Origin of the sequence: Abiotrophia defectiva ATCC 49176 (assembly GCF_037041345.1) — a bacterium.
In the GTDB taxonomy this organism is placed as follows: Bacteria; Bacillota; Bacilli; order Lactobacillales; family Aerococcaceae; genus Abiotrophia.
This window is the reverse complement of sequence record NZ_CP146287.1, coordinates 474,398-501,138: the sequence shown is the minus strand read 5'-3', so window position 1 is coordinate 501,138 and position 26,741 is coordinate 474,398. Positions and strand designations below refer to the sequence as shown.

The 26,741-nt window shown below is 48.0% G+C and carries 24 protein-coding genes; 5 read left to right on the top strand and 19 right to left on the bottom strand.

Annotated features, from left to right (window positions below; translation table 11 throughout):
* Positions 1 to 50: 50 nt before the first annotated feature.
* The 3 genes from V7R82_RS02365 to V7R82_RS02355 all read right to left on the bottom strand — a co-directional run bounded on the left by V7R82_RS02365 (position 51) and on the right by V7R82_RS02355 (position 4,364).
* Entirely contained in the window at positions 51 to 680 is a 630-nt protein-coding gene (locus tag V7R82_RS02365) for an ATP-binding cassette domain-containing protein (RefSeq protein WP_291427602.1), read from the bottom strand.
* Complete coding sequence (locus V7R82_RS02360) at positions 677 to 2,761, bottom strand: hypothetical protein (protein WP_338543176.1); 2,085 nt, start codon at positions 2,759 to 2,761, stop codon at positions 677 to 679. The genes V7R82_RS02365 and V7R82_RS02360 overlap by 4 nt, the downstream gene beginning before the upstream one ends.
* Before the next feature lie 199 nt (positions 2,762 to 2,960).
* Positions 2,961 to 4,364: a UDP-N-acetylmuramoyl-tripeptide--D-alanyl-D-alanine ligase gene (locus V7R82_RS02355; protein ID WP_338543175.1), complete on the bottom strand. Its 1,404-nt coding sequence runs from the start codon at positions 4,362 to 4,364 to the stop codon at positions 2,961 to 2,963.
* 133 nt (positions 4,365 to 4,497) lie between these two features.
* Here V7R82_RS02355 and V7R82_RS02350 point away from each other — a divergent pair, with 133 nt between their 5' ends.
* Complete coding sequence (locus V7R82_RS02350; protein WP_338543174.1) at positions 4,498 to 5,397, top strand: hypothetical protein; 900 nt, start codon at positions 4,498 to 4,500, stop codon at positions 5,395 to 5,397.
* A 53-nt stretch (positions 5,398 to 5,450) separates the two neighbouring features.
* On the opposite strand, the gene V7R82_RS02345 is transcribed toward V7R82_RS02350, so the two are convergent.
* The gene (locus V7R82_RS02345) at positions 5,451 to 6,092 is read right to left on the bottom strand and encodes a GyrI-like domain-containing protein (RefSeq protein ID WP_338543173.1); all 642 of its coding nucleotides are present in this window, start codon (positions 6,090 to 6,092) and stop codon (positions 5,451 to 5,453) included.
* A gap of 62 nt (positions 6,093 to 6,154) precedes the next feature.
* Positions 6,155 to 7,045: a YafY family protein gene (locus V7R82_RS02340; protein ID WP_338543171.1), complete on the bottom strand. Its 891-nt coding sequence runs from the start codon at positions 7,043 to 7,045 to the stop codon at positions 6,155 to 6,157.
* A 165-nt stretch (positions 7,046 to 7,210) separates the two neighbouring features.
* On the opposite strand from V7R82_RS02340, the gene V7R82_RS02335 reads away from it, so the two are divergent.
* Positions 7,211 to 7,948, top strand: coding sequence for a MerR family transcriptional regulator (locus V7R82_RS02335; protein WP_268444623.1), 738 nt, complete (start codon positions 7,211 to 7,213; stop codon positions 7,946 to 7,948).
* A gap of 126 nt (positions 7,949 to 8,074) precedes the next feature.
* On the opposite strand, the gene V7R82_RS02330 is transcribed toward V7R82_RS02335, so the two are convergent.
* From V7R82_RS02330 to V7R82_RS02290, 9 genes are all read right to left on the bottom strand, one after another.
* Positions 8,075 to 9,040, bottom strand: coding sequence for a UbiA family prenyltransferase (locus V7R82_RS02330; RefSeq protein ID WP_422388385.1), 966 nt, complete (start codon positions 9,038 to 9,040; stop codon positions 8,075 to 8,077).
* Positions 9,012 to 10,136 (bottom strand): FAD:protein FMN transferase, encoded by a 1,125-nt coding sequence (locus tag V7R82_RS02325; RefSeq protein WP_338543168.1) that lies wholly within the window; start codon positions 10,134 to 10,136, stop codon positions 9,012 to 9,014. Before V7R82_RS02325 ends, V7R82_RS02330 begins: the two co-directional genes overlap by 29 nt.
* Before the next feature lie 130 nt (positions 10,137 to 10,266).
* Positions 10,267 to 11,112 (bottom strand): FMN-binding protein, encoded by an 846-nt coding sequence (locus V7R82_RS02320; protein WP_291431736.1) that lies wholly within the window; start codon positions 11,110 to 11,112, stop codon positions 10,267 to 10,269.
* 79 nt (positions 11,113 to 11,191) lie between these two features.
* On the bottom strand, positions 11,192 to 12,169 hold the full coding sequence (locus V7R82_RS02315) for a polyprenyl synthetase family protein (RefSeq protein WP_338543167.1): 978 nt from the start codon (positions 12,167 to 12,169) through the stop codon (positions 11,192 to 11,194).
* Positions 12,170 to 12,257: 88 nt separating this feature from the next.
* Positions 12,258 to 14,258 carry an NAD(P)/FAD-dependent oxidoreductase gene (locus V7R82_RS02310; protein ID WP_338543165.1) on the bottom strand — a complete coding sequence of 667 codons (2,001 nt, stop codon included), beginning with the start codon at positions 14,256 to 14,258 and terminating at the stop codon, positions 12,258 to 12,260.
* Between the two features lie 104 nt (positions 14,259 to 14,362).
* Complete coding sequence (locus V7R82_RS02305) at positions 14,363 to 15,079, bottom strand: pseudouridine synthase (RefSeq protein ID WP_291431740.1); 717 nt, start codon at positions 15,077 to 15,079, stop codon at positions 14,363 to 14,365.
* A gap of 2 nt (positions 15,080 to 15,081) precedes the next feature.
* Positions 15,082 to 15,714: a DUF421 domain-containing protein gene (locus tag V7R82_RS02300; RefSeq protein ID WP_070756063.1), complete on the bottom strand. Its 633-nt coding sequence runs from the start codon at positions 15,712 to 15,714 to the stop codon at positions 15,082 to 15,084.
* Complete coding sequence (locus V7R82_RS02295; protein ID WP_070756064.1) at positions 15,711 to 16,160, bottom strand: DUF3290 family protein; 450 nt, start codon at positions 16,158 to 16,160, stop codon at positions 15,711 to 15,713. Before V7R82_RS02295 ends, V7R82_RS02300 begins: the two co-directional genes overlap by 4 nt.
* Positions 16,161 to 16,215: 55 nt before the next feature.
* Positions 16,216 to 17,064, bottom strand: coding sequence for a VOC family protein (locus V7R82_RS02290; RefSeq protein WP_338543162.1), 849 nt, complete (start codon positions 17,062 to 17,064; stop codon positions 16,216 to 16,218).
* A 268-nt stretch (positions 17,065 to 17,332) separates the two neighbouring features.
* Here V7R82_RS02290 and V7R82_RS02285 point away from each other — a divergent pair, with 268 nt between their 5' ends.
* The 3 genes from V7R82_RS02285 (at position 17,333) to V7R82_RS02275 (ending at position 20,430) form a co-directional block, all read left to right on the top strand.
* On the top strand, positions 17,333 to 18,163 hold the full coding sequence (locus tag V7R82_RS02285) for an alpha/beta hydrolase (protein WP_070756066.1): 831 nt from the start codon (positions 17,333 to 17,335) through the stop codon (positions 18,161 to 18,163).
* Between the two features lie 40 nt (positions 18,164 to 18,203).
* Positions 18,204 to 19,370 (top strand): carbamoyl phosphate synthase large subunit, encoded by a 1,167-nt coding sequence (locus tag V7R82_RS02280; RefSeq protein ID WP_338543159.1) that lies wholly within the window; start codon positions 18,204 to 18,206, stop codon positions 19,368 to 19,370.
* Between the two features lie 61 nt (positions 19,371 to 19,431).
* Positions 19,432 to 20,430, top strand: coding sequence for a nucleoid-associated protein (locus V7R82_RS02275; RefSeq protein WP_338543157.1), 999 nt, complete (start codon positions 19,432 to 19,434; stop codon positions 20,428 to 20,430).
* Between the two features lie 63 nt (positions 20,431 to 20,493).
* Here V7R82_RS02275 and V7R82_RS02270 read toward each other — a convergent pair whose 3' ends face one another.
* From V7R82_RS02270 to dltA, 5 genes are all read right to left on the bottom strand, one after another.
* Positions 20,494 to 22,398, bottom strand: a complete 1,905-nt coding sequence (locus V7R82_RS02270; RefSeq protein WP_338543155.1) for a M13 family metallopeptidase — start codon at positions 22,396 to 22,398, stop codon at positions 20,494 to 20,496.
* Positions 22,399 to 22,643: 245 nt separating this feature from the next.
* Positions 22,644 to 23,804 (bottom strand): D-alanyl-lipoteichoic acid biosynthesis protein DltD, encoded by a 1,161-nt coding sequence (dltD, locus tag V7R82_RS02265; protein ID WP_338543154.1) that lies wholly within the window; start codon positions 23,802 to 23,804, stop codon positions 22,644 to 22,646.
* Positions 23,801 to 24,040 carry a D-alanine--poly(phosphoribitol) ligase subunit 2 gene (gene dltC / locus V7R82_RS02260; protein ID WP_070756071.1) on the bottom strand — a complete coding sequence of 80 codons (240 nt, stop codon included), beginning with the start codon at positions 24,038 to 24,040 and terminating at the stop codon, positions 23,801 to 23,803. The genes dltD and dltC overlap by 4 nt, the downstream gene beginning before the upstream one ends.
* Before the next feature lie 10 nt (positions 24,041 to 24,050).
* Positions 24,051 to 25,205: a D-alanyl-lipoteichoic acid biosynthesis protein DltB gene (gene dltB / locus V7R82_RS02255; protein ID WP_291453964.1), complete on the bottom strand. Its 1,155-nt coding sequence runs from the start codon at positions 25,203 to 25,205 to the stop codon at positions 24,051 to 24,053.
* Positions 25,202 to 26,710: a D-alanine--poly(phosphoribitol) ligase subunit DltA gene (gene dltA / locus V7R82_RS02250; RefSeq protein WP_070756073.1), complete on the bottom strand. Its 1,509-nt coding sequence runs from the start codon at positions 26,708 to 26,710 to the stop codon at positions 25,202 to 25,204. Before dltA ends, dltB begins: the two co-directional genes overlap by 4 nt.
* Positions 26,711 to 26,741: the final 31 nt, after the last annotated feature.

Sequence of the window (26,741 nt, the reverse complement as noted above, 5' to 3'; positions counted from 1 at the left end):
ATCCTGACTTACTTATAAATCGTGACTTTAGAAGCCATAGCTCATCTAGCCTAATTCAACTCCATCCTTGAGTCGGCTACCTCTAAGAAATCTGGGTCGTGGGTTACGACAAGCACTGCCTTTCCTTGGTCAGCAAATGATCTGAGTAATTGGATGATAATCGTCTTATTCTCGGCGTCTAGGGAACCTGTTGGCTCATCGGCTAGAATGAGACGACTGTCCCGCAATTTGAGTCGAGCCAAAGCTAGGCGTTGTTTCTCTCCACCTGACATGGTGTAGACCTTGGTCTTAAGTGGCAAGTCGAGATTCACTGCCTCTAAAGCTGCTAACATGGCCTGTCGGCTAGCTTGAGACTTAGGCAGATAGTGACTGGCTAGCTTAAGATTCTGCTCGATGCTCTCATTGTCGATGAGGGCGAAATTTTGAAAAACATAGGAAATTGCTTCCCGTCGCAATTTCATGGCTTGACTGCTGTAGGGTGCAGGTGCGGGCTGTCCAAACAGTTGGTATTGGCCCGCATCATAATGAGTCAAAAGACCTAAAATATTGAGTAGCGTAGACTTGCCGCTACCACTTTTGCCATGAATAACTGTAAAGGAGTGAGCAGGAACATCTAGATTGACGTCCTTAAGGACCTGGTGTCGGCCAAAATTTTTATCCATATGGGCTAAGTGTATCATGTATTTTCGCCTCCTTGAATGTAATCAACAATCCGACGTCTGGCAATAGAGCGAATACTGTATCCTATCATTGCTAACTCAGCTAAAGTCATTAAGGCAAGGGCCAGATAAAACTCACCCGCCATGCCATTCCCCCAAATATACAAGACGTAGATGAGGGCTTGAATCGCTAGAATGAGATAAAGCCAAGCAAAGGAATGGGATAAGGAATAGCCATGAAGGTATTTTACGGCGATCTTATTAGCATAGACTTTAGTGTATAACAAGACCGTTAGCAGCGTAATGCCAAACAACAAGTAGACAGCAAAGCCAATTTGACTTAGATAGGCCACACTTTCCCCAATAATTAATTTATAGCGTTCTTCCTTGACCTTGGAGATAGGCAGGAGGTAGGCAAAATTGTCATCTTGGGCCAAGTCCTTGAGCAGATTCTTTAAATCCCTATAGTCTTGCGCAGTCATCATCGTCATATCAATCTTAGCTCGAGACTCCAACCCATATCCCCCTATATACCACCAATTGAGGTCATAATCATTGTACTTCTGAACCAGAAAAATCACATCTTCAGCTAGCTTACGACCAGGATGATTGAGGTCAACAATGGCTTGCTTGCTATCGCGAACGTAGATTTCCACATCTTGTTCAAGCACTCCCGTATTTCTGTTTTTTTCTGCATAATAGTCCTTAATTTCTTTGAGATAAGGCAAGAGTGTGTCAGGCACTATTACGATACGTTTAGGCGACTCTGTATCTACTTTTATCGGCTGCCCTTTTGTCGTCAGCAAAGGATACTTATGAAGGTAATATTCATTTACCATAACACGATTCTCGAATGGCTTTTCTTGATTAAAACCAGGCCTAGCCAATTGACTGGTATCAAAGATAATTAAATTAAAGCGATCCAGATATTTAAATAAAGGAACTAAAGAAAGACCACGGTAGATATCGTCTCCGTCTCGCGCAGCAAAGAAGTCCTTGCCAGGAAAACCTGGATCGAGGACTCCATAATTATTGAGAGACGGGTCATGCTCTCCTCCCCGATAGACCGCCATCAAACCCGTAATTGGCAATAGCAGGCTAAAGCAAATAAAGAAACCAAATAGTTTAGTGGCAATGACAGGCATTAAAAAGTAGTGATTAAATTTCAATTGCCCCAAGAGAGAATTTATGGGTAGCCAAGAGAGCAGGCCAATAACCAACCAAGCTAACAAAGCGATAGCTAGGTAAATCAGCCCTATCCATAGGAAATTTAAGTGGCTCAAATCTTTTATCAGCCAGAGATTAACTGCCAAATTGGCAATTAGAAAAACAAGGCTTACGCGATCAAGGCAAAGATGGCACAAAGCATGAAGACTGCTATAACCATGCATTCTCAGTACAGCTAATTCTTTCGACTTACTGAGTAGCCAGACCATCAGGAGTAAGAGCCAAATAATGGCACCATAAATCATACTTTTGATGGCAGGTTTGAAATCTCTACCTAGGAGAGTTTCTTTAGCCCCCTTATATTGGAAGGCTTGCAAGCCATAGTTTGTCCCCATTACCTCATTGTAGGCTAATTGAAATTGCTTGAGGAAAGCTGAATAGGTTTGGGGATTATCCGTCTCAAGAAACAGACTATAAAAATGATCCTCTAATTGATCAAACTGATAAACAGAGAAATGCCCATTGTTATACACCCTTGACGCAATAAGACCCGAACTCTCATCTGCTCGAGGCTTCATTTCTAGGTGGTCCAAAAGTTGACTTCGATTCAACTTTGTTATGAAATAATCAAAATTCTTCCGCGAGCTATATCTTTGCTGATAACTTTCTTGAAATGAAGTACCACTTAAATTAGTGATTCTGACCACAAGATTGACATCAAATTCTTGGCTCAGCATCACTAATTTTTGCTTTAGTCGCGCTCTTTTTTCCGGCTCTTTGATATAGCTTGGCACCCTGAATTGTTGATAGGAATCAGGAAGCAAGAAGAGTTGTCGCAGGTGAGCATCTTGCTCCCACTGCACCATTGTATATGATGAAAAACAGGTTAATATTGAGAAAAATAATAGGAGATTCCACTTGATAATATTTTTCATTTTTCATAGCACCTACATCCCATAAATCCAAGTTAGACAAGAAATGGTTACGCTACCATAATTGTACAACCTTTCTTTCCTATATGCAATAGGATTGCTAATCCCTAGAAAGTGCTAGCGTAGCCACTGGCCCCCTATCCACCTTCATCCTATGCAAAAAAGCGACAAGCTATCTCCTGCTTGTCGCTCTTCTTTTCTTCTAGTGTGTCTCCTTACCAGTTAGGGCAGTGACTACCTGCAAGAGGTCTGTTCCGAAGCTAGACTTGACTAGGACTAGGTCCTTATCTGTCAAATCAGCCTGCAATTGCGCAATTAAGCGGCTGTGGTCAGCCGGCTCGTAGAAGAGGTGGCCGGCTTCATAGCGGTCTTGCAAGGCCTCGTAGAGACTAACGATTTCTGGACCGAAGAGGTAAACCCGCTCGAAGCTTTCTGGCGCTAGGCCTTGTGCTAGGGAACGGTGCAGTTCGGCACTGGCTTCACCTAGTTCGCGCACATCCCCTAAGACAGCAATTCGGCGTTGGCCAGGCGCCAAGTTAAGGGCAGCCAAGCTCTTCAACACGGCTAAGACAGAGGTTGGGCTAGCATTATAGGCATCATTAAGTAGGCGCGCCCCTTGGTGGGTGGTCAACCATTCTAGACGGTTAGCCGTCAACTGGAAGTTAGCTAATTGGAAGATGGCCTGTTCTAGTGGCACATCTAATAGCTCTGCCACACTGAGGGCAATCAGGGCATTGCTGACATTGTAGGCCCCTAGGACTGGAATGGTGCAAGTGACATTAGGTTCCAGATTGGTCTTGAAGTAGGTCCGGTCCACTTCCTCCACCATGTCATAGGCGAAGGCATCCGCATGGTCTGTGAAGCCGAAGGAACGTAGGTAAATTGGCTGGTCAATTTCAGGCATTTGGGACTCAATCAGTGGCTCGTTAGCTGGATAGAGCAAGACGCCATTTGGCTTGAGGCCGTATAGAATCTCCAACTTAGCCTGGGCAATCCCAGCACGGGAACCCAAGAATTCCAGGTGGCTCTCACCAATCAGAGTGATGGCCGCAATATCAGGCTGGGCAATCTCACTCAGTTGCTTAATTTCCCCGAAATCGGACATGCCCATCTCGATGACCGCCACTTGGGTGTCTTCCGGCATCTGAAGTAAGGTATAAGGCAGGCCAATCTCATTGTTGTAGTTACCCTGAGTCTTGTGAACCCGGTACTTGGCTTGGAGAACCATGGCGGTCATATCCTTGGTCGTGGTCTTGCCGTTTGAACCCGTTACCCCTACCACAATAGGATTAAGGTCCCGACGGTAGAAGTTAGCCAAGTCTTGAAAAGCCTGGAGGGTATCATCTACGAAGACAACTGCTAGGTCATCACTCGGCGCCTGAGCTGGGTCTGCGGACCAGAGGGTGGCCACAGCCCCATTATCGAGGGCTTGTTGAATATAGGAATGGCCGTCTGTCGCTCCCCCTACTAGCGGAACGAATAGAGAGCCAGGCGTCACCTTGCGGGCATCGAATTCGACGCTGGTGATTGAAATCTGACGATCTTTGGCCGTATAGTCGATGGCCTTGGTATATTTTACAACATCCATGAGACGGATTGCTTTCATACAGTCACTTCCATTCTTGTCTTATCACCTACTAGTTTACACCATTTCGCCACAAATTGCACTGAAAGGAAGACAAGCCTATCCTATTATGGTACTATTATCCTAATATATTTATTACAAAGGAAGTGATCCTGTGAAAGCACTCAAAAAAGTCCTGCTAGCTAGCTTAGCTCTAACCTGTCTAGCCGGTCCTATGGTCCAAGCAGCGCCTCGAATCATCAATATCCGTGATAAAGACTTCACCAATATTGAAGAACCCCTCGATGCCATTCCTGCCACCACCCTTACCCTCCATCCGGCGCCAAGAACTGAAGACCAGGTACGTGAAGATGTTACCTTCGCCCTCCAAGCCTTTTACTATAATTCTGGTGCCCCTAAACGGGCTGATTTAGTGCAAATGGATGATGAAGCCTTATATGATAAGTTGACTGAACTTAGTATTGCCGCCTTGAAAGAGCCATACGGCGACATTATCCATGCCGACTTTAGCGTTGACTTCCTAGGCAAACCAATCACCCTCGGCAAGGAGCTACGTGACAGCATTAAGGTGATGGTGGACTCCCATCAGGTCGCCAATAAATTTGCAATCAAAGACCTGAAAATAGACGGCGACACGGTCAATGTGTCCGTTGAGGTTCGCTATATCGATCAATACCAGTATGAAGCCATGCTACAATATGCGCCAAACTTCCAAACTGAGATTATGCCCTACATTGAAAAAATGCGAGCTAAATACACAAAGGATCTTCCTGAGAGTCCAGCAGCCAGCCTCCTCATTAACCGAGCGCTCAAGAATTATGCTATCAATGAGGTAAACATCGACGGCAATCACCGGGTCCCCTTAGAATATCCAACCCGCGTCCACGAGATTAAACTAACCTTCGTCTACGATGCCCAAGGTCGCCTAACCCTTCCCGATGAGACCCTGCTGGCCATTACCCAAATCAAAAACCGCGATTGGAAGAAACCATCCGACTCCCCTTCCTCTGACCAAGCCAGTGATTCATCAGATAACTCTAGCGAAAGTCGATAGAAAACAAATTTATAGAAAAGAGCCTTTATCTTAGCGATAAGGGCTCTTTCTTACTAGATAGCCTTAGGTTTAATAGGCACCCGCAAAATAGTCTTGAGCTTGTCCGGAGCCACCCGCCGGGGATCGGACAGGTAGATTTCATGGTGGTGTCGGTCCTCTTGGAAGTCTAGCTCATAGCCAGAAGCCTCTATGAAGTCATGCATCTTAGCCATGGTGGCAGGCTCCTTATCATAGCTCCCCAGGTGCAGGCACTGGATACAGAGGCCTTCGTCCAAGCTAGCCAGTGTGAGCGCCTGACAGTCCAGACCTTTCTTGGCTTTAACTTGCGCCTTGGCCCATTCCACATCCTCTGGCCGGATGAAGTCAGGTACTCGGATTAAGGCGTGCCAATGAAAATTAGCCTTGTGACTATAGTCGACTTGCCCTTGAAGCTGGTCTTCTTGCCACCAGAGGCCTTCCAGGGGCGCGACTACATATTGCTGGAAGTCGGGAATGACATAGTCAGTCTTGTAGGACATCTTGAGGGCGTAAGCTACACCGTAGAGAATGGCCAGCGCCTGACTGTAGGCACCCCCTTCCTCATTGGGGTCACCCTGCCCCGTCATCTCTAAGAAGCGTTGACTAGTCACAGTCACTAGGGCCGGCGCCTCCTTGGCCTTGTATAGGGGGTCGGCTTTTTTGACATCGTAGGTCATGATACTTCCTCCTTTAACTCTTTGATAAGTCTAGTATAGCAAGCTAACCCCGACATCTTCTGTCAGGGTTGAGTTTTTTGCCACATTTCTTTTATTTGATGCTGGAATGCTTGGGCTAGTGACTGAGGGGCCAGGACTTGAACATGGGGGCCGTAAGATAAGAGGTAAGCCACCAGGTCCTGACTAATTGGCAGCTGGGTCTCAACTAGGAGGCTGCCTTGGTCATCCTTGACCGCTAGTCCAGCGAAATCATCATAGACCCGATAGGCCACCTGGTCATTAAAGCGTAGATTGACTGAACTTAAGTCTGACTCTGACATGGTCTGAGGCAAGTCCAAGTGGCTATAATCCGAATCAAAGCCTTGCGTCAAGACTTGGAGGTCCTGCATACGACTTAACTTAAAATAGCGAAAGGCTTGCCGTTCCCGGCACCAGGCATAGAGATACCAGCCATAGTGCTTGAGCACTAGCCGAGCTGGCTCCACCTGCCGCTGACTCCAGATACCCTGATTAGAACAGTAGAGAAAGGTCACCAAGTGACGCTCCAAAATAGCCTGCTTGAGCAGGTCAAAGTCATGAGATAGATGGGGGCTTTGATGCCAAGTAGTTTGGTCCACCAAGAGCCAGTGGTCGGCTTTTTGACTGCCTTTGAAATGGGCCTTCAACTTATCTAAGAGTCCATCATCAGCCTGACTGGCCTCGAGTGCGGCCAAAATCTGGCTCTGTTCTTGCTCTTGGAGCAGTCCAGCCGGCAAGACATAGCTCCAGTCAATTTCCCAGCCTCCCCCTTGGCCCTGAATGGCATAAACCGGCACGCCAAATTCCGATAGATCATCCATATCCCGCAAAATGGTCCGCTCAGTCACCTCAAAACGCTGGGCCAAGACTCGGGCTGGGGTCCGGCCATGAGCCAACAAATAATGCAAAATTCCTAAAAGACGCCCTGCTTTCATCCTAACACCCCTTTTATCCTATTATAGCATAGGCTCTAATACCCAAAAAGGCCTCCCTGGCCTGGACCTGTCATCCAAGCTAGGGAGAAAAAAATTTTTATAAAAAGGTGTTGACCTTAACGTAAGGTCAGGGTGTATGATTAATGTGTGTTAGGAGGTAAGTCTATGTATTTGATTAGAGAAGTGAGCAAAATAAGTGGGGTTTCAGTGCGCACCTTACACCACTATGATGAAATCGGCCTACTGTCTCCTCAAAAGAGAGAGAACGGCTACCGGTACTATTCTGAGGACGATCTCTCACTTTTACAGATGATTCTATTCTATAAGCACCTGGGATTTTCGCTGAAGAAGATCAAGGGACTGCTCCAAGAAGAGGATAGCGAGGTCCTCTATCACCTGAGACGGCAACTGGATTTAATGCAGATAGAAAAACAAAAACTCCTGACACTGATTGAAACATTGGAAAAGACCATCGAGTCTCAAGAAAGGAGTATTACAATGTCAACACAAGAGAAATTTAAGGGATTCACCTACCATGAAAATCAACAATACGAGCAAGCAGCCAAGGACAAGTATGGTAAGGAAGTCATTGAGGCCGCAATCGAAAAACAAAAAGGAAAAGAACAAGAAATTGCAGATGGCTTCAATCATTGTTTCTTTGCCTTTGCTGACAACCTGGCAAACGGTATCAGTGCCACGGCTCAAGAGAATGTCGCTTTAGCCGAAAAACTGCATCAACATTTGTGCCAATACGCCTTTGACTGCCCGCTTGAGGTGTTCGCAAGTATTGGCAAGGGCTACGTACAGAATCCAGACTTCAAACAAAACATCGATAAGTTCGGGGCTGGCACTGCTCAATATGTCTGCGATGCCATCCAGCAATATGTAAAAGAACAGCAATAAGCTAGCAAGACAGTAAGCCAAATGGCTTACTGTTTTTGTCTTCCGCAAGCCATCATCCCTGATTGCTCCCCCATATCAAAAGAGCCACTATCCCATTTGGTAGAAAGGGATAGTGGCTCGCATACTTTATAGGAAAATGCCCAGCAGCAACCATGCACAATAGAGGCTGGCCACTAGGACAAAGGATTGGACCGAGAGGACGAAGGTTTCGCGCTTGACCTGCTTGGCACGGAAGGCTAGGACCTTAGGCCAATGGAGAGCCAGGCCGACAAAAGTCACCAAGCCCCAGATTGGCAGGCGCCCTGTCAAAGCCAGGCCCAATAAGACTAGCCAGGGCAGAACTTGCAAACCAGTATAGAGGGCTAGCGCTCGCGCTTTGCCTAGGTAATAAACTAGGGTGAAGCGGTGGTTGCGGATATCCACTTCCAAGTCACAGGTATTATTGGCTAGCATAATGCCGGCAATTAAGCTGACCAGGGGCAGGCTGTAGCAGAAGAGCTCCAGGGTCAGGGCCCAGTTCCAGCCAATGGTCACCATCCCACCTGTCCACTGGCTCCAAAGCAACTGGTCGTAAGCGGTCATATAGACGGCTAGGAAGAAGATGCCAAAACCCATGGTAAGGCCTGAGAAGACTTCCCCTAGGGGCAGGCGTGATAAGGGCATAGGTCCATAAGTATAGCCAATCCCTATTAGGAAGCAGAGGCCGCCAAGCACTAGCAGGAGGACATCCGTCCGACTGACGATGACTAGGGAGACAATAACCGAGAAGGCCAAGAGGCCAAAAATAATCCGGACCATTTGCCCAAAATCTAATTGATGGACCCCAATGACATTTTCGCTGGTTTTGTAATCCAGATCCACGGCCTTGTGGTAATCAACGGCATTATTAATGGCCGTCGTACACATATCGAAGCTCAGCACCGCCAAGGCGAAGAGGCTACTATTAACCCAATTGAAACGCCCCAAGCGATAATAGGTCCACAAGAAGCCCGCCAGCATGGGAAAGACGCTGGCCACCTTGGTCCTGAGCTCAACAAACTCAAAGAAAATCGCTAGCTTTTGCTTAATCTTCAACAAGATGATACCCCTCATTCGTTAGTTGGAAGCTATCCTTGAGGCCAGAAGTCACGTGGACCCCGTGATCTTTATCAATCAGCACCGCTTCAACCCCATCTAGGCTCTCAATAAAGGCCAAGCCATCCTTGGTCCCCAAGAGGAAGAGTGTGGTCGACAGGGCATCGGCCTTGAGCGATACTTTGGTAAAAATAGTCGCCCCTGACAGGTCATTATCCACCGGGTAGCCCGTCTTAGGATCCAGGATGTGGTGATAGCGGACCCCGTCCACTTCCACATAACGTTCATAGATTCCAGAAGTCACGACTGTCCCGTCGATGACCCGTTTGGTTCCCACGACTTGACCCCGCACCTCATCAGGATCTTGGACCCCAACATTCCACCCCTCAGGACTGGATGGCGAGGTGCCCATGACAATGACATTACCACCTAGGTTGATAATGGCCGTATTGACCCCATGTTTAGCGAAGATATTGCGGATGCCGTCGGCAATATAGCCCTTGGAAATCCCACCCAATTCTAGGGCCATGCCCTCTTCTTCTAGGCGTACCGTTTGGGCTGCTTCATCTAGGGTGATTTTGTGGTAGTCAATCTTAGGCAGGGCTGCCTGAATTTCTTGATCGCTAGGCTTGCGCGCATCCACATCGCCAATCTTCCAGAGATTGGATACGGCCCCAATGGAAATATCGAAGCGCCCGCCTGATACTTCCGCCGTTTCTAGGCCCTGCTTAATAATGGTCAGGGTGGCTGGATCAACCTTGACCGCCTCATGGCCTGCCGCCTGGTTAATGCGGTAGACATCTGACCCTTCCAAATTGGTGGATAGCAGTTGCTCCATGCGGTCCATGTAGTCGTAGGCTTCGGTCATGGCCGCTTCGGCCTCTGAGCCCTCATGGAAAATTTGCAGGGTAACGGCCGTATGGAGCTTGGTTTCAGCCCGCATGAGGGGCGTGGTCACCACTGGTAAGGGCTCCGAACTTGCTTCAGCACTAGCACTGCTAGCAGACTGGCTAGCGCTACTGCTGGTCTCCTCAGCACTGACCCAAACGGGACTCAAGGAGCCTAAGATTAAGAAGCCCAAAGCCAAGCCTTGCATTATCGTTGTTTTCTTCATACTTACTCCTTTTTGGTGGCACCCTATCTGGCCTGCCACCTAGCTAATCTTACCTGATAAATCAGGCAGGCTCTGCTTGGAGCCATAAAAATAGAGGCCGGGAACAATCCCAGCCTCCCTTCACTTCTTATTATTCGCCAACAACGGCTGCTTTGATGACTTCTTTTTCACCTAAAGCGGCTGCTTCTAACAATTGTTTAGCATAGGTCTTGAAGGCGTTAGTTGTGTTGGTTGCCCCAGTCACAACATCTACATTGGCATTGCTAGACTTAACTAAGGCTTCGTTCAATTGCTTGACTGCATCTGCGTAAGAAACTTTAGTCTTATCAGCCATCATCTTGTTGTAGTCAGCGTCTTCAGACTTACGTTTGCCGTCTTTGTACATATCGTAGTCTGCTTTTTCTACTTTACCGTCTTTGACAGTGAGGACGAACTTGGTAGACCAACCACGTTGGTCAGCTGGTGCTTCCAAAGTGTATTCGCCATCTTGAAGTGGTAATTTAGAGATGTTGACTTCGCCAGTCTTACCTTCTTTGGCTTGTTTCAAGAGTACCTTAGTAGAGAAGAAGAACACTTCGCTAGTGTGGCTTGCGCCAGTCACTACATCAGCCTTGCCGTCTTTTACCAGGCTTTCGTCTAATTTCTTCATGGCTTCAGCTGCAGAAACTTTAGTTTTTTCTTTCATTTTGTCGTTGTATTCAGCGTTTTCAGACTTCTTCTCGCCCTTGTCGTTGACATAGTCGTAGTTAGAAGAAGCAACTTTGCCGTCTTTGACCACGATGGTGTGGTGGAGTTTCCAGCCACGTTCGTCAGCGTCAGACACAGCGGTATATTCGCCGTCTTTCAAATCTTTGACTTCAAAAGTAGTGGTTGCAGCTGGTTTAGCATCTTCCGCTAACACTACGCTAGATAAGCTAGTCCCCAAAGATAAAACGGCTGCTAAAAGCATAGTAGATTTTAACAATGATTTTTTCATTCTAATTACCCCTTTACTGTATATGTTTACATCTTATAGTTTAACGCAATTTGGGCCTCATGTCCATGACAAGCCCCTCTTAAAAGTGTCCTTTCATAACTTGATTGAGTAAGTTGACCAGTGTTTGGCTTTCTTGCTTGCCCCCTAGTCCTCTCAGGCGCTTCTCAGCCTTGGTTAGATAGTTGTCTACCAGGCGCTCCGTCTCTGTCAAAGTCCCTAAGTCGACTAGGGCTTGATAGAGCCGGTCTAGCTCTTGCTGGCTCCAAGGTTGGCCCCGCTCCTTAAGTTCTTGACGTAGACTCGGATCCGCCTGCAAGCCTAAAATTAGGGGCGCTGTATAGATACCATTTTGGACATCCTGCATACGGGGTTTGCCACTAAGCTCGACATCCACTTGGTAGTCAATTAGGTCATCTCTGAGCTGAAAGGCCATGCCAATGGCTTGGCCCAGATAGAAGGCCTGGCGATTCTGCAGGGCTGACTGGCTCAGGCTATAGTAGCCGAAGAAAGTCGCGGCTGCAAATAAGAGAGCCGTCTTGCCTCGAATCTGTCGTAGGTAATCATACATGGTCATACCCTGACGGTATTGGTTGGCAAGTTGGTTCAGCTCCCCAATCAGAATCCCCTCCATCACCCAGGCATCCAGAGGATTACGGTCAAATTCCTGTTGGCTCTTTTGAATCAAGCGAGCCGCATAGGTCATCAGATAGTCGCCCGCATAGATGGCCAAGCGGTTAGACTTTTGGATATGAAGGGCTTCAATGCCCCGGCGAGTATCCGCCTCATCAATGACATCGTCATGAATGAGCGTGGCCAAATGCAGGACCTCAATGGCTGCCGCAATATAGCGTTTGGACTGGGTGATGCCCTCTGGGCTCAGCTGGGCCATAGCCAAACAGAGACCGGCCCGTAGGTACTTGCCTGGGGCATCCATATAGGCCAAAATTTTCTCCCGGACATCCGGGATTTTAAGCTGGAGCTCTGACTTCATCAGAGCTTTGACCGCCACGAGTTCCTCTTGAATAAGTGGTAAAGACTCCCATATCGGATGAACCATGGGTGGCCTCCTTTCTAGTTAGTAAGCAGATACTAGCTCCTCTTACAAAGCAAGGCCCCACGCGGGGGCCTCCTTATTACTTTATTATTTAGGCTGGTGGCCCATAGTGGTGACTGGTTCGACCATAGAGCCATCGATCCAGCTTCTTACCTAACCAAGGCATTACCCAGTAGTCCAGACCAAAGGCCCGACCAGAGCCATTCATAAGGGCGATGGCAACTGGAATAAACCAGATGTTAACCCAGTAGAACATACCTGAGAGGCAGAACATAGTAACCAAGACCACCGTCCCGGCATTGATTAACCAGACGAAGAGCCCCGCAATCAAGGCTAAACCAATTAAGATTTCCATAACGGTCATGAATTTTTGCATAAAGAGGGCCATATCGCGGTTAGGCACGAAGAAGCGCATAATAGCCGCGAACCAATCTGGCATACCGTCCAAGACAGGTTTTGGACTTTCCCCATAAGCGTAGCTGAGGCCAAAGACAGCATGGCTGGCTTGAGCCACTGCCCCGCCGGCAGCGCTAGCTGCAGAGCTCATCGCTTCAGAAGTACCACTAGTAACAGCTGAAGATACGGAGCTCACAGCTTCAGAGGCGCCAGAAGTCACAACAGATGACATAGAGCTAGCTGCCTCAGAGGCGCCAGAAGTCACGGCTGATGCTGCAGCATTTGCAGTTTCTTGTAACCAGGCAAATGGGAAGACAACCTTGTCCCCAAACCAGTTAGTAGTCCCCCAGAGGCCGAAGGCCTTCTTAAGCCCTTCTAAGAGCCAGACAGACCCGTAGAAGAAACGCAGTGGTACGGACCAGAGGATGTTACCGTGAGCAGCTAAATGCCCGCGGAAAATGTTACGTTTGTCCTTAATCTTGAAGAACTCATGACGGACATAGGTCCACATGTAGTAGAAGGAACGAATGGTGAAGAAGTAGAGCACATTGACTAAGTGCTTCATCAACATAGCGAAGAAGCCAGTCAAATGCCATTTACCCATGAGGAAGGCCACCCCGTAACGGGAGCCAATAGAGACCATAAAGCCATCATATTTACCCTTGTAGGCATGTTTTTCCGTTCCTTTGATATCGGCAATAATATTGTGGGCCGCAGTTTCCCCAGTTTGTTCAGCAGCCTGAACGATTTGAGGCGTTGGACGACCGCCTTCATTTGGATCTTCATAGTAAACCAAGTCCCCTACCACATAGATACCTGGGTGGTCCTTAGCTTCCATGTATTGGTCAGCCACCAGACGGTTAGCCCGACCAGTCTCTAAACCAAAGACCTTGGCTTCGGTATTACCTTGCACCCCGGCAGTCCAAATCGTAGTGTAGCTGTCGATGGTCTTGCCTGAGGCCAACTCTACGTTATGCTTGTTAACGGCTTGAATCCCGTCACCAGTTGAGACTTTGATACCGACTTTGGTCATGTAACGCATAGCCTTATCTTGTTCCTTGTCAGTCACCATAGCCAAGATTTTTGGCGCAGCTTCTACCAAGTGAACAGAGAATTCTTCTTCATCTAAGTGGTAATCCTTAGCTAGGCGAGGTACCCATTCGATCAACTCGCCAACCATTTCAACCCCAGTAAAGCCTGCACCGCAGACAATGAAGCTGAGTAAGGCGCGACGTTTAGCTTGGTTAGGTTCGTGCTCTGCTTTGGCACAGCATTCCTTGATATGAGCTCGAATGCGCTCTGCTGCCGCCAGTGACCAGAGGGTAAAGCCATTTTCCTTAACACCTGCGACGCCAAAATCGTTAGCTTCGCCACCCATGGCTAAAATCAAATAATCATAATGATAGCTGTAGCTTTCACCTTGGACAGTCTTGGTGGCTTCATCGATTCCGACAACCGTGTCCGTCACTAGTTGTACTTTCTTGTATTTGTTGAAGATACGTTGCAAGTCATACTTCACCGCGTTAGCTTCCACACGCCCCCCTGCTACCTCATGCAATTCAGTCATGTAGGTATGATAGGCATGCTTATCTACCAAAGTAATCTTAACATCCGCGTCATTCTTGAAGGTCTTACCCAACTTACGGGCGGCCGAGATACCGGCATAACCGGCACCGACAATGACGATTTCTTTCACTCTCAACACTCCTCACTCTGTTTTTGATACTATACATTATACGGCTAAAAGCCTATTTTCTCAATGATTATTGACTTTTTGCTAAATATTTCCCATTACTATCCTTAAAGATAGTGCTTCAATTGTGCCAGTTCTTCTTGCTTAAGTGGCCGATAGGCACCAGGGGCTAGGTCCTGGTCTAAAACCAGGTGGCCCATGCGCAGACGGTGAAGCTGCGTCACCTTGACGCCTACCGACAGGAACATCTTCTTGACTTGGTGGAACTTGCCCTCCCGAATAGTTAGGCGGGCCCGACTTTCTTGCGGACCAGAGGCCTCAATTACCAAGTGGGCTGGCGCACAGGGACGATCCTGATCAATCAGAATGCCTCGGGCAAAACTAGCCACATGGTCCTGGGTCAGCGGACCATTGACCACTACCTGGTATTCCTTCTCCACATGGTATTGGGGATGCAACATGCGATAACCCAAAGGGCCGTTGGTGGTCAGAAAGACCAGGCCGGTGGTAGAACGGTCTAAACGGCCTACCGGATAAAGACCTGGCGCCTGGTCTTGAGGAGCCAGGCAGTCAATGACCGTAGTGAAGCGGTCATCCGTGACTGCCGTTAAGACTCCCTGAGGCTTATGTAATAGCCAATAGGTCTCAGCCGGCTGGGTCAAGATTCTTCCCTGGACTTTGATTTCTTGCAAGCCAGGATCCACATTACGATTGGGCCTACGCTCCACCTGGCCATCGACTTGCACCTGGCAACTCTTGAGCAGTCGCTTGACTTGATTACGGGAACCCAGGCCAGCCTGATTCATGACTTGATCCAGACGCACGACTAGTATTCCACGATGGTGATGTTACCATCAATATATTCTGCCAAGAAAATTTTGGCCACATCTTCCTGACCTGCTTCTGCAATAGCTTGCATGAGCCATTCTTCCGTCTTATCAATTGAATCCAAGGTTTTATATTGAATATGTCCGTCTGTAATCAGAGGATACTTAGGATTCTCCTCACCGTAAACCACAATATTGAGGCTGCCATTTTGTTCAATCACTGCCCGTTTAACCTTCTTAATGGAGTAGATATTCTGACTACGCAATTTGAAGGCCAAATCTTGAGCTGTTAGACCTGCTGCTCGTGTCGCTTCCACATCGATGACGCCACGGCTAATCAAGTCCGTTGGTTCCCCATCAATGGTCTTCTTAAGAAGTTGGTTGTGGGTTTTCAGCCATTTAAAGCTCAGAACTAGCACTAACCAAATCATGAGAATAATTAAAAATTGCAGGATAGAAATACCAGGGTTATAAATAACCCCACCAATAATGCCCCCTAGGACATAGTTTTGGACCTGGTCACTGGCCGAAGCCGGCGCCAAATTGCCCTTACCTGTCAAATTAATGACTACAACCAAGGCCAACACGCCTAAGGCTAGCTTAATGGCGATATCTAAAAAATTTAATGTCATGGCTTTACCTCCACCAATTCGATCTTAGGCAGCTGAACTGCCATTTCCTCAAGGATATAGTGTCCTTCTCTATCGATGATAGTCCGATAGTAGCGGTCACCGGATTTGATAATGCCTCCGTCGGCCGCTGCTTCCGTATTAAGATAGAGCAATTCGGGCTTAGTCCCCAAATCTTCAGCCACCTGTTCCATCAAGTGACTAGCCCCTGAATATTGGCTAATGGCTGCTTGCTTAGCTTGCGCATCTTGCCAACGAGTCCCAGCTAAAATAAAGAAGCAGATAATCCCAATAATAGCTAATTCACGGTACTTAGAATCCTTGTTGCGATGGTAGTAAAACCATATAGCCAAGCCAATTAAGATAGCCAAGCCAACGAAAATGGTCAATTGGAGCCAGTCCGTTATATTAATTCGACTCTTCATATAGTCATAAGAATAGAATTTCATGCCATAACCTCCTTACGCTACACTATTATAGCGTAAAGCAAAGGTATGGACAAGCTTACAAACTCCGTAAAACTAGGCTAATGCCATTGCTATCGGTTACTTGCCAGCCCCCTTCTAGAGCTTGCACTTTAGCCCCCAAATCTTGGGCGCGCTTGACGATTGCGGCCTCTTCTTGAGGCGAGCTAGCGACAATACTAAAATGCTTAAGTCCTGCTTGGTCTGGTTCTTGTGGCGCTAGACGGCTACCTGCCCATTGGTTGGCAGCTAACTGGTGGTGATAGGTCCCAGATGACATCCAAGCCGCTGAAGACATCTGGAATTTAGTCTCCATACCTAAGACTTGGTTCCACCAGACGGCCGCTCGCTTACTATCTTGGACACTGAGGTGAATATGACCAATACGAGAGCCTTCGGGCATTTTATAAGGGCCATCAAGTGGCTTGGCGCTGTCGTAGACGCCTTGACCGTCCATTTCTAGGGTCACGCCTGGGATGCGCCCGTCCGATTCAATCTCCCATTGACTGATTGGCTTATCGCGATAGACTTCAATGCCATTGCCTTCCGGATCCTCTAGGTAAATGGCCTCAGAGTAGCCATGGTCTGAAGCCCCAATCAGTGGCAGGGACTGCTTGATAGCATGAACTAAGAAAGTCCCTAAGTCCTCTCGGCTTGGTAGGAGATAGGCTACATGGTAGAGTCCGTAACGGGCTTGGCTTTCCTGTGGCGCGGCCACTGCTTCTAGGTAGAGCAAGGGCCGGTCACTGCCTTGGACGCCCAAGCCCACTCGCTCAGGGCTTTCTTCTAAGATAGCCATCCCTAAAGCCTGCTGATAGAAGGCCACCATATAGGGCAAATTCATCACATTGAGTGTGATAGATTCTAAATCAAAAGTTTCTTGATACATCATAAACTCCTTTCGTTGGGATAGAGAGATAAAGACATCTATATTATAAGAAGCTTACCCTAGTAAAAACTAGTAGGCACTTCTTGCAGACTTACTATCTTTTGGGATAGAATTAAGTCCCTTTAAGCCTACGTTTTGGCCTCATCCTAGAACTTTCTAGCCTTCTTCACACTTTCTTTATATTCTCAAGGCTTGACCCGGCCAAAAATTCCTAGCCTAGACCCTGGCTTCATGTTAAAATATGGAGGACTAAGAAAGGAGCCCTGCCATGCATCACGCAGCCTATTTTTACCTAGAAATGCATACCCATGAACTAACTGTCCCATACACCAACAAGCCTCGCCGTATTCGGGTCCTCCTACCTAAGGATTACCAGAAGAATGAGAACAAGTCCTACCCTGTTCTCTACTTCCATGACGGCCAGAATGTCTTCTACAGCCGCGAATCCTTCAGTGGCCACTCCTGGAAAATCATTCCAGCCATCAAGAAGAATCCTGACATCCCCCAAATGATTGTGGTCGGGATTGACAATGATAACGAAAACCGCCTCAACGAATATTCACCTTGGCCTTTCACCAACACCCCGATTCCTGAAGGAATGCGCCTTGGGGGCAAGGGCCTGAATTATGCTGACTTCGTGATGAATGTGGTCAAACCTTTCATCGATAGCCACTACCGGACCAAGCCTGACAAACGCCACACAGCCATGGCCGGCTCTTCCTTGGGCGGCAATATCACCCAATTTATGGGCTTGGAATACGCGGACCAAATTGGTAACCTTGGGGTCTTCTCTAGTGCCTCCTGGTTAACAGTCGAAGCCTTCAATCGCTACATTAGCCGCCAAAAGCTAGACCCTAGCCAACGCATCTTTATCCAAGTGGGGACCCAAGAAGGAGACGACACCGACCGCGACCTGACCCACGGTAACATGAAGCAAATCTACATCAACGCCTCCCTCAGCTACTATCAACAATTACTGGCTGGCGGCATGCCCCAGGACCGACTCCAGCTGATTATTGCGGCTGATGCCACCCACAGTGAAGAGGCCTGGGCAACCTATCTACCCGATTGCCTACGTTTCCTAAGCGAAGAATGGTAGGCTAAAGGCCCCTGACCCTAGCAGAAAGGATGGATTCCCTATGAACTATATTGTTATTTCTCCCTACTACCCTGCTAACTTCCAACCCTTTTCCTATAAGTTACGCCAACATGGCGTCAATGTCCTAGGGATTGGCCAGGAACCTTATGACCAACTCAACGATGAGCTCAAAGCGACTCTGACTGAATACTTCCGGGTGGATAATCTGGAAGACCTGGATCAAGTCACTCGTGCGGTTGCCTTCTTCTTCCACAAGTATGGACCAATCGACCGTATTGAGTCCCACAATGAATACTGGCTGGAATTGGATGCCGGCTTGCGCCAGCAGTTCAATATCTTTGGCGTCAAACCCCAAGACTTGACTAAGACCAAGTACAAGTCTGTTATGAAGGATTACTTCCGCAAGGCCGGCGTACCGGTCGTGGACGGTCGCGTGGTTAGCCAGACTTCAGAAATCGATGCCGCCGTCCAAGACCTAGGCCTGCCGCTGATTGCTAAACCCGATAATGGCGTGGGGGCTGCCGCTACCTACAAGCTCATGACGCCAGAAGATGTGGCCCAATTCAAGGCTACTTGGGGCGAGTCCACTCCTTACTTCCTGGAGCAGTTTGTCTCCTATCCAACGGTGACGACTTTTGATGGTCTGATTGATGCCGAGGGCAATATTGTCTTCGAAACCGGTCTGACCTACTACTATCCACCACTGGAATTAGTCTTGGAGCGTAAGGACAATGCCTTCTATATTGAGAAGGAACTCCATCCTAAGTTGCGTGAATATGGCCATGCCATCATCAAGTCCTTTGGCATGAAGGAACGCTTCTTCCATATCGAATTCTTCCGGACGCCGGACGATGACTTTATCGCCATTGAATACAACAACCGCCCAGCCGGTGGCTTCTGTATCGACATCTACAACTATGCCCATGATATTGACCTCTACGATTATTGGGCTAAGCTAGTGACAGGCCAAGAACTGCCAAAGCAGACCGCCCATGGTCGCTACTGCCTGGCGGTAGCCCGTCGCGATGAGCATACTTATGTGGCCAGCCACCAAGACATCCTGGATCGATTCGCTGATCAGATCAAGATGACTGCCCGCATTCCGCAGGCTTTCGCTGATTTACTTGGGGACAGTCTCTATGTCATGACGACCCCTTCCCGTCAAGTTGTTGATGATATGGTCCGTTTTGTCGGCCAACGCGTCTAAGCATCTCAAACATTAGGGGGCTTCTGCCCCCTTTTTCTTCACTAGAAAGGATTCCCCAAACATGTACATTCACCAAGCCATTCTCCACATCCTGGATAAGGATGCTGGTAGTCTCTTCCTGTCCCAGGAAGCCATGGACTTATCCTCGCCCCTGATTCGGACCTACCTGGATAAGCTCCTGACCAAGGTCCAAAAGGCAGAACCCAAACGCGCCAAGCTAGAAGCGGACAACGCCCTCTGGGCTAGTCTCAAGGATGACCAAGCCAGCCTGATTGACAAATCTAGCAGTCTGGCCGATAAGCTCTTTGACTTGATTGGGCCAGCAGAAGAAATCGCCGCTGCTGACTACCTCTTTTTCGAGGCTAGCGACGACCATGAACAGCGCTATTTCGGCCTGATACGACTGGACTACTCTAGTCAGGTCACCCATTTTCTCTCGGCCGAATCCCAATTAGTCAATCAACTGGTCATGCACCACGCCATTCTCCCAAGCCCCACCCAGATGCCATCGGAATTCTTCTTGCTGAACTTGGCCACTGGTGACTACCAAATTCTAGAGAAGCAATATGTCATCGAAGGCAAACGCTGCCTCTACCTATCCGAACGTATTTTGGAAATCGCCCCACCTCAAGCAGCGCCTCAACAAATCAAGCAAATCAAAAAGGCAGTCGCCGATACCGCCAAGCAATTTGACCAAGAACCTTATCAAGCCCTAGCAACTACTCAAAAAGTTATCCTGCAACAGTTAGAAGAGGACCATGTCATTAATGCGGAAGAAATTACCCGCCAGGTCTTCAAGGACAATCTAGGCGCCCAGGACGCGGCGCGTGAGGCCCTAGTCAAAAGAGAAGTCCCAACCAAGATTGCAGTCAACAACGTGCCTAAATATGAGAAGAAGTACGCTAAGCAGAAATTCAAGCTGGCTAATGGCATCGAGCTCATGGTGCCAACTGAGCTATATGATGACCCTGAAGTCATTGAGTTCATTAACAATCCAGACGGCTCTATTTCCGTTATGATTAAAAATGTCGAAACCATTGTCAATGCCTTTAACGGCTAAGAAAAAAGCCTCTGGCTGATGGCTCCAATGCCATCGGTCAGGGGCTTTTTTATTATCTTGAGATTACCAAATCGTCACCCGGTCTTCAGGTGCCAAATACATGGCGTCGCCGGGCTCAATCCCGAAGGTTTCATAGAAGGCCGCCAAATTCTTAGGTGCCATGTTGGCTCGTAACTCACCTGGCGAGTGAACGTCAATGTTGAGAAGCAGGTTGACATACTCTGGTCGTGCTTTGCGACACCAGACGCGGGCCCAGTTGAAGAAGAAGTCTTCCAAGTCAGCATCCGGCAGAGCTTGAGCTGCTTCAAGGGCACAGCTTAGACCGCCCGCATCCGCAATATTTTCAGAGACAGTCAAGGTCCCATTAATCTTGCCGTCACCAAACGGAATCCCATCCCAGAGCTTGATCATCTTATCGGCCAGGCTGTTGAAGTGAGCCAAGTCCTCTTCCGTCCACCAGTTAGACAAGCTACCGGTCTCATCAAACTGGGCGCCATTATTGTCAAAGGCATGGGAAATTTCATGGGCAATCACGGCCCCAATCCCCCCATAGTTGGCGCTAGCTGATTGTTGCAGGCTATAGAATGGCGCCTGCAGAATAGCCGCTGGGAAGCAGATTAAGTTATTAGATGGATCATAGTAAGCGTTGACTGTGTTGGCACTAATTTCCCAAAGGTCGCGATCTACTGGCTTGTTCCACTTGCTGAGGTTGTAGCGAGTTGCTACTTGGGTGAAGAAGATAGAAGCCTGGAAGAAGTTGCGGTCGCCGACAACTAACTCCTCATAGACTGGCGGAATCTTGTCAGGATAGCCCACTAAGAGGTCCATTTTCTGTAGCTTGAGAATGGCCTTTTCGCGAGTGGCAGGGCTGAGCCATTCCTTGGTTTCTAGGCGTTTTTGGTAGATGGCAATCATGTTCTTGACCATTTGAGTCACGTCTTCCTTGGCTTCAGGGCCAAAGTAGCGTTGGGCATAGAAGTCCCCTAAGACTTGGTCGAAGGCTTGATTGACATGGCTGTAGGCCAATTTTTCAAAAGGTCTCATGGCTGGGTTACCGGTCAAGGCCTGGGTCATACGATGGCTGATAGCCCGCGCCTCTTCAGACAGATAGCTGGTCGCACCCGTAACCAGACGCAAGGTCAACCAGGCCTTAAGCTCAGTCAAATCAGCTTGATCTACTAGTTGCTTGAAGGCCTCGAAGAATTTAGGTTCGCCCACGTTTAGGGTCTCAGGCAAGCCACCTAAGACGGACTCTAGCACTGCCTTGAAGTCGATTTGGTCGGAGTAAGCCGCCACTTGATCCAACTTGCGAGGGTTGTGGAAGACCACATATTCTGCCGCTTCTTCCTTAGACAAGGTATAAGGGGCTAGGCGAGCATCAAAGGCCATGCCGGCTGTCACTAATTCCATAGCTTCCTTAACATCCAAGCCTAATAAAGCCAGCAAGTCCAAGGCCACTTGGCGGTAGACTGCCAATAATTGCTGGCCTTGCGCATGATCAGGCTCATAGTAGGTCCGGTCAGGCAAAATCAATCCTGGGCGACCCAAATGCACCACATAGCGATTGGAATCAGCCATATCTTGGATGACGCCTAGGCCGAAGGGCCCTGGTAGGCCTTCTAAAATACCGGTTTTAGCCCACTCAGTCAGGTCAGCTACTGAGGTCAGTGCTTGGATGCGCTCGATATAAGGACGCAAGGGACTCATACCCAGAGCAGCGCGCCCCTCCTTATCCAAGGCTAACTGATAGTAAGCAACCATTTCCTTTTGCATCTTGGTCAGTGAGTCAGGCTGATCAATCAAGTCGGCCAAATCCTTCATCAGGTCGGCTTCTACCTTGTCGGCCAAATCTGAGAAGCCACCCGTTGTTGGCTTATCATCCGGGATGACAGCAGTTTCTAACCAGGCCCCATTGACTGCCTGGAAGAGGTCTGTCTTAATTAGATCACGTTCTACTTTATTTGTCATAGCACTTCCCCTTTTCTTATTTTCTTAGCTCTATTATAGTCTTTTTGCCTTGGCAGGACCACTTAAACGATTAAGGCATAAAAAAATGGACTAGATCAGCTGACCTAGTCCTTAATTCTTAGAAACTACTATAAATGTAAGGCTGCACGCCTCCAGTATCCTTAGCCAATCCGTAGATGACGAGGATCATAATCAATACATAGAAAATCGCAATCCACAGAATGAGTTGGAGAATTTTGGAGGATTTAATCTTGTTTGCCATATTCATAAAGATCTTTTTCAAGGCGAGTCCATCCTTTCCATCCTAAGTGCAACATATCCTGCATGACATAAGGCTCATAATCATCATCCTGGTAATCATAATACTTGATACCACGTTGATCCAGCACTTGCTTGATTGCCTCATAGATAGCCCGGCGGTCTTCCTTAGGGAAGCCGGTGTAGTCATACCACTTACCATTAACGGGTAGGAGGACGACACGGACATCCACGCCCAAGTCTTGGGCGATGTCGAGGAATATGTTCAAGTCTTTCATTTCTGGTGAATCGGTGACGTATTTTCCTACATCACTGTTCTTAAACTTCTCTAAATCTTGACCAATTTCATTGGTGTAATAATGATTTTCAACTTGAAATTCATTATTGTTGGTCTTGTCTGCTGCCCCTTCTTGCTCAGCAATGGTCTTATAACGTTGATCCCAATCATAGTCCGGTGTCTTGTCACCTGCCAATGGCAGAGGATCCTTGTCAGCTAGGGCATAGCGAATCTTGTTCTTGAAGACATCTAGCTGGTAATGAGCCCGCGCCCATTGGTTCTCTAGCCAATTATCTGGCTCATCTAGCAGGGCCTTCTTATAGCGCGCCAAGGCATCGTGCACTTGGGGATGCTGAGTCGAGGCTTCTAGCAGACGATCAATAAAGGCACGTTTGTGTTCTTCCGTCACCTTAGGATTACTTAAGGTATTATAAACATGCTCAAAAGACAGACGATAGAGCAAGGCATTGGCAGGTACCCCTTCTTTGGTAAACCACTGTAGGGATTCCAATAAGACCGCTTTTTGTTGGGGCAAATTATCCCCTACAGAGCCCAAGATGGAGGCCAAGGTAAGGTTGCGATAATTCCCACGGCCAATTTCCATCAGGTGAAAGTCCTTGTAGTTGAAGACCACGCTAGGGTCGAAGTTTTCCTTGAAGGTTTGGACCAACTCCGAGGAACCGAAGACTGTTAAGGTCTGGGCGTCCATATTCTGAGTCAAAATATCCTTACTCTGGTTCTTCTCCACTTGTCGGCCGTAACGTATACTGTTATCTGGCACCTGGTAGGCCCCGGACAAGGAAGCATTGAGGCCAATCATGCTGACAAGCGCTAAGCAAATGGCATAGACTAAGGCCTTCATTTTAATCATAGAGCAGCCACTCGTTTCTTAACGTAGGCTATGACCCGACGTGGCGTATCAATCTCTTCATAGGTGACCTCCGTTGGTGCCGTTGCAAAACCGAAGACTTCTTCCATCCGCACTAGCATCTCAACGAAACCTAAGGAATCCAGGAGCCCTTCGTCACGGAGATTGATATCTAAATCCTCACGCACCACTTCATCTTCACACAATTCTTCTAAAAGGCTTAATACTTGTTCTTCCATACTCTCACTCCTAACCTTGTCCAAATCCTAGCCACTTCCCTACGACTTCTGGAAATTTATTGGAGAAGATGAACATCCCCAAGACAACCAATTGCAAAGTCACTGCCCAGCTTACTAGCTTGTAGAGGGAGTGGTTTTTGTATTTCTTATAAAATTTTGATTTCTTCTGATAGGCTTCAAAGCCAGCCATTAAAACCCCGTGGTAACAACCATAGAGGATATAATGGAAGGAGAAACCATGCCAAAAGCCCATGAATAGCATATTGGCCATATAGGCTGCCATGGCCCGATTAAGCCGGGTCTTGAAACGCTTATGACGAATAAAATTCATCATGACGCGCGAGAAGACGAAGTCCCGCAGCCATTGGGATAAGCTAATGTGCCAACGATTCCAGAAATCCTTGATATCGATGGCCAAGAATGGTTGCTTAAAGTTCATTGGGGTCTCAATCCCTAAGAGGTTACTGAGCCCTACTGCCATGAGGCTATATCCAGCAAAGTCAAAGAATAAATAGAAGGTATAGCCGTAGGCGTATTTAATCAAATAGTAAAAATAATTGCCAACCTGTAATGCCGACAGCCACTTGAAAATGACGGCAGCAATGACAAATTTGTAGACAGCCCCGAGTAAGAGGCGATAACTCCCCAGGCCCAGCAGTTCCCAATAGTCTTTCCAGTCCAGAATCTTCTCCGTATCTGCCACAAAGCGCTTGGAGCGGTCAATAGGGCCGGCACTGACAACTGGGAAGAAGAGCAGGAAGCTCAGGTAATCGACCAAGGACATTTCCTTAATGAGGCCGTCCTGGGTCTCTAGCAGAATCTGCACCACCTTAAAAGACAGATAGGAGATGCCGACAAAGCCAAAGCTGTAGATGGGCCAAATTTCATGTAACTTGGCCAAAACCAAGGGCAGAAAGGACAGGTAGACCGTCCACTTAAACTCGGGATGACGAAATTGATATTGAATCAAACCATATTGAAAGGCTAAGAAGACCAGTGAGACAAGCAAATGTTGGAAATCTGCGCCGAAGACACCCGCATAGATAATCAAGGAGCCTAGGGCCAGCCAATATTTGATTGGCCACTGACGCCAACGAATTACCAGTCCGCCTAGGCAGAAAATCGCTGCTATCAGGGCAAACTTTTCATCGCCAAAGTAGGTCATAAGAGCCCTCCTAAGGCCTTCCGGTCGACCTTGCCATTTTGATTAAGAGGTAGGCTATCCAGAAAGACGATTTTCTTAGGAATCATGTAGTCTGGCAAGGTCTGCTTCAAATGCGCCTTGAGTTCACGCACTGTTTGGAAACGTTGCTGGATGACCTGATCATAAATCACAAAGCTGACTAAACTTCTGACCGTATCACCTTCGTACTTGGGTAGGGTGATGGCTTGGCTGACCAGAGGATGCTTGATTAGGTTAGCATCAATGTCCTCCAGTTCAATCCGGTAGCCATGCCACTTAATCTGAAAGTCAATCCGACCATTACAGAAGAGCAAGTCTTCTTCAAAGTAACCCACGTCCCCTGTCTTATAGGCAGGTTGCCCACCGACTTGACCAAATTTTTGGGCCGTTAGTTCCGGTTGACCATAATAACCTTGAGCGACCGTATCCCCAATGATTTGAATTTCACCCTGGCCTTCTTCTGCCTCTTCTAGGGGCAGCAACTTGACCAGACTGCCAGGACGGACACGCCCGACTGGTAAATTATCAGGATAGGCATCAATCAGATCTTGATCGATATCCACCCAAGTCATCATAACTGTCGATTCAGTTGGCCCATAGGAATTATAGACCTTAGCCAGCGGGAAACGATCCAAGAGGGCCTGAGCCGTACGGGCCTGAAGTTTCTCACCGCAGAAGGCGAAACGTCTGACTTGGGGCAGCAGTTCTTGATTGAATTGCGGATCGGCCAAACAAGTATCCACAAAGGACGGTGTGGACACCCAAGTGGAAATGCCCGACTGCTTGAGGCAGTCGAATAAGGCCCCATAATTGCTTAACAAGCCCTTGTCCAATTGGTATAAGGTGGCACCCATGCAGAGGGCAGGATAGACACTCATGACCGACAGATCGAAGGAGTAAGGTGGTTGGCCGATGAATACAGGGCTCTCTCCTGGCTGGGCTGGAATCAGTGGCAGATACCAAGTCAAGAAATTGTCCAGGTTCTCGGCTGAGACACAGACTCCTTTAGGTTGGCCAGTAGAGCCAGAGGTATAGATAATATAGGCTGTCTCAAAACCCTTAACCGCCAGGTCATCAGCTGGCGCATCATAGCTCCCCGCCTGCACAAGGGCTTGAGCTTGGGCTAAAGTGACTTGCCGGCAATCTAGTGGCAAGTCTTCGGTCGTAAGAACCAAAGGTGGCGCCAACTTCTCAATAATCGCGGCCACCCGATCCAGCGGCATGGACAAATCAATGGGACAGTAAGCATGACCTGATTTGAGGCAAGCCAAGAAATAAACCAACATGTAGGGATGCTTATGTCCGTAGACGACTAAGGGTGAACGGTCCTGGCCTAAGGTCTCATGCAACCAGCCTGCTAATTGGTCAACGGCTAGCCACATATCCCGATAGGTGAGTGTTTGGGCATCCTGATTCAAACGATTCAATTGGCAAGCCAGGACCTGTGAGTTACGATGGGCTTGGATTGCTTGCATAAATTTCAACATACTCACTCACTCCAAACGTTTCCTTGTTCCC